The sequence below is a fragment of the Scandinavium sp. genome (assembly GCF_032012665.1).
Taxonomy (GTDB): Bacteria; Pseudomonadota; Gammaproteobacteria; order Enterobacterales; family Enterobacteriaceae; genus Scandinavium.
The window spans coordinates 236628-246795 of record NZ_DALZVG010000005.1; the positions used below are offsets into that span (position 1 = coordinate 236628).

General features: G+C 54.2%; 13 protein-coding genes. 5 read left to right on the forward strand and 8 right to left on the reverse strand.

Translation table 11 applies throughout. The annotated features are described in order from the left end of the window. Window positions 1-3: 3 nt before the first annotated feature. On the forward strand, window positions 4-1305 hold the full coding sequence (tilS, locus tag RTU33_RS07055; RefSeq protein WP_312626248.1) for a tRNA lysidine(34) synthetase TilS: 1302 nt from the start codon (window positions 4-6) through the stop codon (window positions 1303-1305). A 17-nt stretch (window positions 1306-1322) separates the two neighbouring features. Here tilS and rof read toward each other — a convergent pair whose 3' ends face one another. Then, window positions 1323-1583: a Rho-binding antiterminator gene (gene rof, locus RTU33_RS07060; protein ID WP_312626249.1), complete on the reverse strand. Its 261-nt coding sequence runs from the start codon at window positions 1581-1583 to the stop codon at window positions 1323-1325. Further along, complete coding sequence (locus RTU33_RS07065) at window positions 1570-1770, reverse strand: YaeP family protein (protein ID WP_312626250.1); 201 nt, start codon at window positions 1768-1770, stop codon at window positions 1570-1572. The genes rof and RTU33_RS07065 overlap by 14 nt, the downstream gene beginning before the upstream one ends. A gap of 195 nt (window positions 1771-1965) precedes the next feature. On the opposite strand from RTU33_RS07065, the gene RTU33_RS07070 reads away from it, so the two are divergent. The 3 genes from RTU33_RS07070 to nlpE are packed head-to-tail and all read left to right on the forward strand — an operon-like array spanning window position 1966 to window position 3660. Then, entirely contained in the window at window positions 1966-2511 is a 546-nt protein-coding gene (locus RTU33_RS07070) for a YaeQ family protein (protein ID WP_312626252.1), read from the forward strand. Next, entirely contained in the window at window positions 2508-2930 is a 423-nt protein-coding gene (gene arfB / locus RTU33_RS07075) for an alternative ribosome rescue aminoacyl-tRNA hydrolase ArfB (protein ID WP_312626253.1), read from the forward strand. Before RTU33_RS07070 ends, arfB begins: the two co-directional genes overlap by 4 nt. Before the next feature lie 31 nt (window positions 2931-2961). Next, a complete protein-coding gene (gene nlpE / locus RTU33_RS07080; protein ID WP_312626254.1) occupies window positions 2962-3660 on the forward strand; it encodes an envelope stress response activation lipoprotein NlpE in 699 nt (232 codons plus the stop codon). Window positions 3661-3710: 50 nt separating this feature from the next. Here the strand turns inward: nlpE and proS are convergent, their stop codons facing one another. The 6 genes from proS to metN all read right to left on the reverse strand — a co-directional run bounded on the left by proS (window position 3711) and on the right by metN (window position 9292). Continuing rightward, entirely contained in the window at window positions 3711-5429 is a 1719-nt protein-coding gene (gene proS, locus RTU33_RS07085; RefSeq protein WP_312626255.1) for a proline--tRNA ligase, read from the reverse strand. 112 nt (window positions 5430-5541) lie between these two features. Beyond that, window positions 5542-6249: a tRNA (N6-threonylcarbamoyladenosine(37)-N6)-methyltransferase TrmO gene (gene tsaA / locus RTU33_RS07090; protein ID WP_312626257.1), complete on the reverse strand. Its 708-nt coding sequence runs from the start codon at window positions 6247-6249 to the stop codon at window positions 5542-5544. Next, the gene (gene rcsF, locus RTU33_RS07095) at window positions 6246-6650 is read right to left on the reverse strand and encodes an Rcs stress response system protein RcsF (protein ID WP_312626259.1); all 405 of its coding nucleotides are present in this window, start codon (window positions 6648-6650) and stop codon (window positions 6246-6248) included. Before rcsF ends, tsaA begins: the two co-directional genes overlap by 4 nt. A 106-nt stretch (window positions 6651-6756) precedes the next feature. Next, window positions 6757-7572: a methionine ABC transporter substrate-binding lipoprotein MetQ gene (gene metQ / locus RTU33_RS07100; protein ID WP_312626261.1), complete on the reverse strand. Its 816-nt coding sequence runs from the start codon at window positions 7570-7572 to the stop codon at window positions 6757-6759. A gap of 42 nt (window positions 7573-7614) precedes the next feature. Then, window positions 7615-8268, reverse strand: a complete 654-nt coding sequence (locus tag RTU33_RS07105) for a methionine ABC transporter permease MetI (protein WP_312626262.1) — start codon at window positions 8266-8268, stop codon at window positions 7615-7617. Continuing rightward, a complete protein-coding gene (gene metN, locus RTU33_RS07110) occupies window positions 8261-9292 on the reverse strand; it encodes a methionine ABC transporter ATP-binding protein MetN (protein WP_312626263.1) in 1032 nt (343 codons plus the stop codon). The genes RTU33_RS07105 and metN overlap by 8 nt, the downstream gene beginning before the upstream one ends. 188 nt (window positions 9293-9480) lie before the next feature. Between metN and gmhB the strand changes: the two genes are divergently transcribed. After that, entirely contained in the window at window positions 9481-10047 is a 567-nt protein-coding gene (gmhB, locus tag RTU33_RS07115; protein ID WP_312626264.1) for a D-glycero-beta-D-manno-heptose 1,7-bisphosphate 7-phosphatase, read from the forward strand. Window positions 10048-10168 lie beyond the last annotated feature (121 nt).

Below are 10168 nucleotides of genomic sequence, written 5' to 3' on the forward strand. Positions count from 1 at the left end.
ATCATGAATCTTAACTCCCTCGTCGATGCGTTACATCCCCACCGAAACATTTTGGTCGCCTTTAGCGGCGGCCTGGATTCGACGGTCCTTTTGCATCAGCTAGTGTATCTGCGTGAACGCACACCTGATTTACAGTTACGCGCAATTCATGTCCATCATGGGATCAGTGCCAACGCTGATGCGTGGGTGGAGCACTGTCAGCAGGTTTGTACCGACTGGCAGGTACCGCTCATTGTCACAAGAGTCAGCCTCGCCGATGACGGAAAAGGGACAGAGGCTCACGCGCGTGAAGCCAGGTATCAGGCTTTCCGCGAGGCTTTGCGCCCTGGAGAAGTGCTGGTAACCGCGCAGCATATCGATGATCAATGTGAAACGCTGCTGCTGGCGCTGAAGCGGGGAAGTGGCCCTGCCGGGCTGTCGGCGATGGCCAATGATTCAGCGTTTGCCGGCACACGTCTGCTCAGGCCATTGCTTAACGAATCCCGGGTATCGCTGGAGTATTGGGCTATTTCACACCAGCTGAGCTGGATTGAAGACGAAAGCAATCAGGACGATGCTTACGATCGCAACTTCCTGCGTCTTCGTGTCGTCCCTTTGCTTACTGAGCGCTGGCCGCACTTTTCTCAGGCCGTAGCACGTAGCGCGTCGCTGTGCGGTGAACAGGAACAGCTCCTGGATGAATTGCTTGCCGAAGAACTGGCGGCGTTGACGGGGGAATATGGGCAGATTGCGATTGAGCCCCTGTTGGCGGTCAGCGAGATCCGGCGAGCCGCCATTCTGCGCCGCTGGCTGGCGCAGCATCAGATGACGATGCCTTCGCGTGGCATGCTGGAACGCCTGTGGCAGGAGGTCGCCCTCGCGCGTGAAGATGCCGCCCCGCTGCTGCGCCTGGGGAACATTGACGTTCGCCGCTATCAGCAGCAGCTGTGGTTGGTTGCCGCATACAACCGTGAACTTTATTCGCAGCAGGCCTGGGCGGATACGGACCAGCCACTCTTGCTGCCAGGTTCCGGCGTGCTTCGCCTGGTTACCGGAGAGGAGATTCGCGCGCCGAAAGCGGATGAACCCGTAAGTATTCGTTATGCCGCTTCAGGAACGCTGCATATCGTTGGGCGTCAGGGTGGGCGAAAACTCAAGAAAATCTGGCAGGAGATGGGGGTCGCACCGTGGTTACGGGATACCACGCCGCTGCTTTTTTATGGTGATACGCTGATTGCAGCGGCGGGTTACTTTGTGACGGTTGAAGGGCAGTACAGGGAAGGAGAGGTCGGGCTGGCGCTTATCAGACAAAAAAACGGGCAGTAACACTGCCCGTTCAGGGGTTATTCGACGCTCACCACGACGGTACCGATTTCCGGGTGGCTGAAGCTTGCTATCTTGTCGAGTCGCAGTTCCCGGCTTTCGCCTGAGATCTCAACCACCAGATATTCGACGTTTTTTCGTGAGACTAAGTCACTGGCTTTCGCCTTCAGCGCTTCGCCATCCTTCAGTTCCAGTGCCAGAACAAGATGGTGCTGACAGGCGAGTTCGAGATTGTCATAGTCGTCACAGTTGATCGGTTGATAAGACTCATTCGTTGACATAATCGCTCACCAGTAAGTTTGCCGCCGCATACGCGGCTTTTTCCCTGACCGACTCTGAAATCGCGTCATCTGCCGCCACTTCATTCAATACTTTTAGCACACAACCCAGCGCATCCGGAATATATCCCAAGTCCCCGCTGGCTATTTCCGCATACCGCTTGCGTATTAACTCACAATAGTTTTCCACATGTCCTCCTGTCAGCGTTCTGACTTAACTGTGGGATGCAAGTTTAAGCCTACGAAGATAAACTCTGTTTAGCAAGGTGACTATACCATACTCATTTAAGCAATATCAGCAGGATGAGCGGTTCAGCGCTGAATTGGCGACAGCCTTTTGCGGCCGATTTCGGTACAATGGCCGCCAATTTTCAGGAGTAAAATCATGGCGCTGAAAGCGACTATTTATAAAGCGGTGGTGAACGTTGCCGATCTCGACCGTAACCAGTTCCTCGATGCCAGCCTGACGCTGGCTCGTCATCCGTCGGAAACCGAAGAGCGCATGATGCTGCGCCTGCTGGCATGGATCATGTATGCCGACGACCGGCTGCAGTTTACCCGCGGCCTCAGCGCGGAAGACGAGCCGGAAGTGTGGCTACTGAACGATCATCTGGGCGTGGATCTGTGGATTGAACTGGGCTTGCCGGACGAGCGGCGAATCAAAAAAGCCTGCTCTCGTTCGAAACAGGTGGCTCTGTTTGCCTACAACAGCCGTGCGGCAGAGATTTGGTGGCAGCAAAATCAGGCTGCGCTTTCGGGATTTGATAACCTCACCGTCTGGTATTTCGACGATGCCCAACTCGCGCAGTTGATAGCATTCGCTGCGCGTAACATGACGCTGCAGGCGACGCTACAGGAGGGCACGCTATGGCTCTCCGACGCTCGGAATAATCTGGAAATTATTCCCGTTAACTGGCAACAACCGCAATGATCGTTATCTCCCGTCAGGTGGCTATTGCTGACGAAGAGGTGGAGATCACCGCTATTCGTGCGCAGGGCAACGGCGGACAGCACGTGAACAAAGCCTCTACGGCTATTCATCTGCGCTTTGACATCCGGGCCTCCGGCCTGCCAGAGTATTACAAATCGCGCCTGTTAGCTGCCAGCCACCATTTGATCACGGCTGATGGCATTATTATTATCAAGGCGCAGGAATATCGCAGTCAGGAAATGAATCGGGAAGCGGCGCTGGCACGACTGGTGTCAGTCATTCAGACGTTAACCGCCGAACAGAAGCATCGCCGTGCAACCCGCCCGACCCGCGCGTCGAAAGAGCGGCGTCTGGCGTCAAAATCACAAAAATCATCGGTGAAAGCGATGCGGGGAAAAGTTCGCCATGGCGGCGAATAACTCGATGAATTAAAAGCATAAGGAAATTAAAGTGAAGAAGGTACTGGTCGCCCTCGCAGCGATGGGCATACTGAGCGTATTGCCGGGCTGTAATAATCGTTCAGATGAGCAAACTCTGAAAGCCGGGCAGGAAGCTGCGCTACAGCCGATGCAGCAGAGCTGGCGTGGTGTGCTGCCATGTGCGGATTGCGAAGGCATTGAAACGACGCTGTTCCTCGAAAAAGATGGCACCTGGATAATGAATGAGCGCTACCAGGGTGTGGCACATGAACCTTCGTCATTTGGTTCTTATGGCACCTGGGCACGCACTGCCGAGAAGCTGGTGCTTACTGACAGCCAGGGTGAGAAGTCCTACTACCGCGCGAAAGGCGATAAGCTGGAAATGCTGGACAGGGAAGGGAACCCTATTGTCTCTAAGCTGAACTACACGCTGGAGCCGGTTAAATCCAGCCTGCCGAATACGCCAATGGCCATGCGCGGCATGTATTCCTACATGGCCGATGCCGCCACCTTCACCGATTGTGCAACCGGTAAACGCGTTGCCGTGGCGAATAATGCGCAGCTGGAACGTGACTATGCCGCCGCGCGTGGAACGGCAACGAAGCCGGTGCTGCTGACGGTGGAAGCGCACTTTACGCTGGAGCCAAACCCGGACACGGGCGAACAGGTCAAGACGCTGAAGACGGATAAAGACGCGAAGTTTATGCCTGGGAAAGAGTGCAGGAATTAAGTTAGCGCAGATAAATGAAAAAGGCCTCGCACTGCGAGGCCTTTGTGTTTTTAGCCTTTGATGGCCTTCACCAGGTAGTTGAGGATCTCCCCGGTTTTAATCATCTGCTTCTCGCCGTTGCGACGGTATTTGTATTCGATGTCGTCGCTGTCGAGGTTACGATCGCCGATGACGATAGTGTGCGGAATGCCAATCAGCTCCATGTCAGCGAACATCACGCCCGGACGCTCTTTACGGTCGTCCATCAGCACTTCGATGCCCTGCGCGCGCAGTTCAGCGTAGAGTTTCTCCGCCAGTTCCTGCACGCGGTAGGATTTGTGCATGTTCATCGGCAGGATAGCGACCTGGAACGGAGCGATGTTGTCCGGCCAGACGATACCGCGCTCATCGTGGTTCTGCTCAATGGCCGCTGCGACCACACGCGTAACGCCGATACCGTAACAGCCCATAGTCAGCGTCTGGTTACGACCATCTTCACCCTGAACGGCAGCCTTCATCGCTTCGGAATATTTGGTGCCGAGCTGGAATATATGGCCAACTTCGATACCGCGTTTGATAAGCAACGTACCTTTGCCGTCCGGGCTTGGATCGCCCGCCACAACGTTACGAATGTCTGCTACTTCCGGCGTCGCTACATCGCGATCCCAGTTAATGCCGAAGTAGTGCTTGCCGTCCACGTTTGCGCCAGCGGCGAAATCGCTCATGGCGGCAACGGTACGGTCAATTACCACCGGAACAGGCATATTGATTGGACCCAGAGAGCCCGGACCTGCGTTGGCGACGGCACGGATTTCTGCTTCGGTCGCGAAAGTCAGCGGACTGGCGACCTGCGGCAGTTTCTCCGCTTTAACTTCATTCAGCTCGTGATCGCCACGTACCAGTAGCGCGACCAGCGGATAGCTGCTGCCTTCAACGGCTTTCACCAGCAGCGTTTTCACGGTTTTTTCAACCGGCAGACCAAACTGCTCAACCAGCTCAGCGATGGTTTTGGCATTTGGCGTATCGACCAGCGTCATTTCCTTCGTCGCGGCTGCGCGAGGTTCTTTCGGTGCCAGCGCTTCAGCGAACTCAATATTTGCCGCAAAGTCAGAGGCGTCAGAGAAGATAACGTCATCTTCACCGCTGGAAGCCAGAACCTGGAATTCATGAGACGCGCTGCCGCCAATCGAACCGGTATCTGCCTGAACGGCGCGGAAATCCAGACCCATACGGCTGAATATTTTGCTGTAGGCTGCATACATCGCGTCGTAGGTTTCCTGCAGGGATTCCTGAGATGTATGGAACGAGTAGGCGTCTTTCATGACGAATTCACGGGAACGCATTACGCCGAAGCGTGGGCGTACTTCGTCACGGAATTTTGTCTGGATCTGGAAGAGATTCAGCGGCAGCTGTTTGTAAGAGCTCAGCTCATTACGTATCAGGTCGGTGATCACTTCTTCATGCGTTGGGCCGAGCACAAACGGACGATCGCCGCGATCGGCAATACGCAGCAGCTCAGGACCGTACTGTTCCCAGCGGCCGCTCTCTTCCCAGAGGTCAGCGGGCTGAACCACCGGCATCAATACCTCAATGGCACCGGCGTTGTTCATCTCTTCACGCACGATGTTTTCGACTTTTTTCAGGACGCGCACGCCGGTCGGCAGCCAGGTATATAACCCGGAAGCGAGCTTGCGAATCATCCCGGCGCGCAGCATCAGCTGGTGGCTGATAACCTCGGCGTCGGCAGGTGTCTCCTTCAGCGTGGAGAGCAGGTATTGACTAGTACGCATGTTATTACGGTTCCATTTGAACGATGGGCGCAGGCGGGGTTGCCCGCCTGATACAAAAAAAGTGGTTTAGTTTATCAGCCTGGCAGAGTTGTCAAAAGAGAGGAGGCGAAAATTAGCGAGCTTCTAAAGCAAAGACTTCGAACCCCGCATCGGTCACGCGCCAGCGGACGTTAAAATCGTGTAGCCAGACGGCGTAGGTTTTCCCGGTTTCCTCGCCTTTACGATAGGCCGGACGAGGATCCTGAGCCAGCACGTCGGCAATAAACGCACGCAGATGAGGGTAGCGCTTTTCCAGAACAGGAAACTGGCTTTCCAGTTCCGCTGTGAAGCTGATATTAACGCTAGCCACAGGCGCCTGCTGGGCGTAGCTCGCCTGCGCGTCCGGCAACGCTTCGGCGAAAGGCAAATAAGGTTTGATATCAACAACTGGCGTGCCGTCGACCAGATCGAGGCCGCCCAACTGCAGAATGACCTGATCTTTGTGGCAGCGCACGCCTTTCAGCTCAACAAGCGACATTCCAATAGGGTTCGGGCGAAACGTCGAACGGGTGGCAAACACGCCCATTCTGGCGTTACCCCCTAAGCGCGGTGGACGCACGGTAGGTCGCCAGCCACCTTCCATGGTTTGATGGAAAACAAACAGTACCCAAAGATGGCTGAAATCTTCCAGACCCCGAACGGCGTCAGTCTGATTGTAGGGTGGAAGGAGGTGAAGCTCGCCGCTGCCGTATTGTACCAGGCCAGGCTGGCGGGGTACGGCAAACTTCTCTTTATAGGGTGAGCGGATAACGCCTATCTGCTCGAAGGAAAATCCACTCATTGCGCCGAAACGTTGAGGGCGGTGCCAAGGCAGACGGCCTGGCGGTAGCAGCCAGGCGTACCGCTGGTGACTTCACAGCTGTGCAGAAGAACGGCGTTGGCCCTCATTTTTGCTGCGTTGATTTGCAGGCGTTTGCGGGCTGTCGGGATATTCGGTGGGGAGTCCTGATTAGAGGCCTGGCAGGATTCGCCGCTGACTTCACCGAGATCGCGGAACGGTTTCCCGACCAGCTCTTCGGCACTGTTATAGATTCTTACTGGCGCAGGGCGCGTAGCTTTTGGTTTCGCTGGCTCTGTTTTGGCAGGCGCGGCGGTGCTTTGTACTGGTTCGACAGGAGATCTGCTCAGCATTGAACAGCCGCTCAGGATGAGCGTTAAGAAACAGATCGGTAAAGCACGCATAGGATTCCCTCAATAAATAAAAGCCGACCGTTTTGAATCAGGCGGCGGCCAAAAATGACAAGACGGGCATAAAGCCCGTCCTGAATAATATTACTTTGTGAAAAGATTACCAGCCTTTAACGGCACCACCGTTGAAGATCTTGTTCGCAGCTTCGTACACTTCATCAGAGTGATACGCTTCAACGAATTTCTTCACGTTTTCCGCATCTTTGTTGTCTTCGCGGCTCACGATCAGGTTCACGTATGGGGAGTCTTTGTCTTCAACAAAGATGCCGTCTTTTGCTGGCGTCAGGCCAATCTGGCTGGCGTAAGTTGTATTGATAACGGCCAGAGCAATCTGAGCGTCGTCAAGAGAACGCGGCAGCTGAGGCGCTTCCAGCTCAACAATTTTCAGGTTTTTTGGATTCTCAGTAACGTCCAGAACGGTTGGCAGCAGACCCACGCCGTCTTTCAGTTTGATGAGACCCACTTTCTGCAGCAACAGCAGGGAACGGCCAAGGTTGGTTGGATCGTTAGGTACGGCAACCTGAGAGCCGGGCTGCAGCTCATCCAGGGATTTGATTTTTTTGGAGTAGCCTGCAATCGGGTAAACGAAGGTATTGCCGACCGCAACCAGTTTGTAGCCGCGATCTTTGATCTGCTGATCCAGATATGGCTTGTGCTGGAAGGCGTTGGCGTCAATGTCGCCTTTGCTCAGCGCTTCGTTTGGCAGTACGTAGTCGTTGAAAGTTACCAGTTCAACGTCGAGGCCGTATTTCTCTTTCGCCACTTTCTGAGCGACTTCAGCAACCTGCTGTTCAGCACCCACGATCACGCCTACTTTAATATGGTTTGGGTCTTTCTCATCCTGACCGCAACCCACCAGTGCCAGAGAACCAATCAGGGCACCCACTGCCGCAAAGGTTTTAAACTTGAACGCCATTTTCTTTCCTTAAACTCTTAGAGTTGTATGTTGTGTGTAACGTTACTTGTGAGTGACAGCCCGGACGATGCGATCGCCAGAGAATTGAATTAAATAAACCAGAACCACCAGTAATACCAGAACGGTATTCATAACCGTAGCGTTATAACCAATGTAGCCGTACTGATAGCCAATCTGGCCTAGACCACCGGCACCAACAGCACCGCCCATTGCAGAGTAGCCGACCAGGGTAATTAGCGTAATGGTAGCCGCGTTCACCAGGCCCGGCAGCGCTTCAGGCAGCAGAACTTTGCGTACGATTTGCATGGCTGTTGCGCCCATGGCGCGTGAAGCTTCAATCAGGCCCGTAGGGATTTCCAGCAGGGCGTTTTCTACCATGCGGGCAATAAACGGAGCTGCGCCGACGGTCAGCGGGACGATCGCCGCCTGAAGGCCAATTGAGGTTCCGACAATCACGCGAGTGAAGGGAATCATCCAGACCAGCAGGATAATAAAAGGAATAGAACGGAAGATGTTTACGACCGCAGAAAGGGTACGATACAGCTTCGCGCTTTCGGCAATCTGACCCGGACGAGTGACGTACAGCAGCACGCCTACCGGCAGGCCCAGCACAAAGCCAAAGAAACCGGAAACAAAGGTCATCGCCAGCGTTTCCCAGACGCCGCGCGCCAGCAACCACATCATTGGCTCAGACATAACCCAGTACCTCTACTTTTACATGGTGTTCCTGCAGCCAGCTGATGGCCGCCTGCGTATCTTCTTGTGTGCCGTGCATTTCGGTCAGCATGATGCCGAACTTCACGCCGCCTGCGTAATCCATCTGCGCGCTGATAATGTTGTTATTCACGTTAAAGCGGCGCGCGGTTTCTGATAACAAAGGGGCATCAACGGACTGGCCGGTAAACTCCATGCGCAGCATCGGGACGCTGTCAGATTGCTGTTCAGGCTTCAGGCGAGCCAGATAATCTTCCGGAATATCCAGATGCAGCGTGGACTGAATAAACTGCTGCGCCAGCGGCGTTTTCGGATGAGAGAACACTTCACTGACGGTGTCCTGCTCAATCAGCTCGCCGTTGCTGATCACGGCCACGCAGTCACAGATGCGTTTCACGACATCCATTTCATGCGTAATAAGGAGAATGGTCAGGCCCAGGCGACGGTTGATGTCCTTCAGCAGCTCGAGAATTGAACGGGTTGTGGCGGGATCCAGCGCGCTGGTGGCCTCATCGCATAACAGTACTTTAGGGCTGCTTGCCAGGGCGCGTGCGATCGCGACACGCTGTTTTTGCCCGCCGGAGAGGTTGCCCGGGTAGCTGTCGTGTTTATCTGCCAGGCCAACAAGGTCGAGCAGCTCGGTTACGCGACGTTTGATTTCCTCTTTTGGCGTGTTGTCCAGCTCCAGCGGCAAAGCTACGTTGCCAAATACGGTACGGGAGGACAGCAGATTAAAGTGCTGGAAAATCATGCCTATCTGGCGACGAGCTTTGGTTAACTGGGATTCAGAAAGGGCGGTTAAGTCCTGGCCATCAACCAGAACGCTTCCCTGGGTTGGGCGCTCAAGTAAATTAACGCAGCGGATCAGGGTGCTTTTACCTGCACCTGACGCGCCGATGACGCCGTAAATTTGTCCTGCAGGAACATGCAGGCTGACATTATTCAGTGCCTGAATGGTTCTGTGACCCTGCTGGAACACTTTGGTGATATTCGAAAGTTTAATCATTAGCTATTTATTATCGTGTAGTGATTTGCCGTGGCATTTTCTGCTGTTGCACAGCGCAGAGACCGTCAATGAAATGGATGGTAAGGCATCCAGACGTCTAAATCAATCCGGAGCGGCGATAATGAGCACTTTATTGGCGTCAGAAACATGAGATACTAGCGGCACAAGCCTTATTCAGGAGTAAACCGGTGGCAAAAACCGTTCCCGCTATTTTCTTAGACCGTGATGGCACCATTAATGTCGATCATGGCTATGTCCACGAAATTGATGCATTTGAGTTTATCGATGGCGTCATTGACGCTATGCGCGAGCTGAAAGAGATGGGCTACGCGTTGGTGCTGGTAACCAACCAGTCCGGTATTGCGCGCGGTAAATTTACGGAAGCGCAGTTCGAAACGCTGACCGAGTGGATGGACTGGTCACTGGCCGATCGTGGCGTCGATCTGGATGGTATCTATTATTGTCCTCACCATCCGCAGGGCACGGTTGAAGAGTTTCGCCAGGTGTGCGATTGCCGTAAGCCGCACCCGGGAATGCTTATCTCTGCTCGTGATTTCCTGCATATCGATATGGACGCCTCTTTTATGGTTGGCGACAAAGTTGAAGATATGCAGGCCGCCGCTGCCGCAGGCGTTGGAACGAAGGTCCTGGTCCGTACCGGCAAACCTGTTACCAATGAGGCTGAAAATGCAGCTGATTGGGTGATTGATAGCTTGGCAGCGTTGCCTGCAGCCATCAAAAAGCAGAAAAAGTAGGCTTTGAGGCGAAAAGATGAGCGGTTGAAATAAAAATGTATTTTTCCGCTTGTCATTCCTCGGGAGCTCCCTATAATGCGCCTCCATCGACACGGCGGATGTGAATCACTTCACACAAACA

What these genes read in the sequence shown, in the direction of transcription:
- tilS (WP_312626248.1), top strand. Translation starts at nt 4, where the DNA reads ATGAATCTTAACTCCCTCGTCGATGCGTTACATCCCCACCGAAACATT.
- rof (WP_312626249.1), bottom strand. Translation starts at nt 1,583, where the DNA reads ATGTCAACGAATGAGTCTTATCAACCGATCAACTGTGACGACTATGAC.
- RTU33_RS07070 (WP_312626252.1), top strand. Translation starts at nt 1,966, where the DNA reads ATGGCGCTGAAAGCGACTATTTATAAAGCGGTGGTGAACGTTGCCGAT.
- arfB (WP_312626253.1), top strand. Translation starts at nt 2,508, where the DNA reads ATGATCGTTATCTCCCGTCAGGTGGCTATTGCTGACGAAGAGGTGGAG.
- proS (WP_312626255.1), bottom strand. Translation starts at nt 5,429, where the DNA reads ATGCGTACTAGTCAATACCTGCTCTCCACGCTGAAGGAGACACCTGCC.
- tsaA (WP_312626257.1), bottom strand. Translation starts at nt 6,249, where the DNA reads ATGAGTGGATTTTCCTTCGAGCAGATAGGCGTTATCCGCTCACCCTAT.
- rcsF (WP_312626259.1), bottom strand. Translation starts at nt 6,650, where the DNA reads ATGCGTGCTTTACCGATCTGTTTCTTAACGCTCATCCTGAGCGGCTGT.
- metQ (WP_312626261.1), bottom strand. Translation starts at nt 7,572, where the DNA reads ATGGCGTTCAAGTTTAAAACCTTTGCGGCAGTGGGTGCCCTGATTGGT.
- RTU33_RS07105 (WP_312626262.1), bottom strand. Translation starts at nt 8,268, where the DNA reads ATGTCTGAGCCAATGATGTGGTTGCTGGCGCGCGGCGTCTGGGAAACG.
- metN (WP_312626263.1), bottom strand. Translation starts at nt 9,292, where the DNA reads ATGATTAAACTTTCGAATATCACCAAAGTGTTCCAGCAGGGTCACAGA.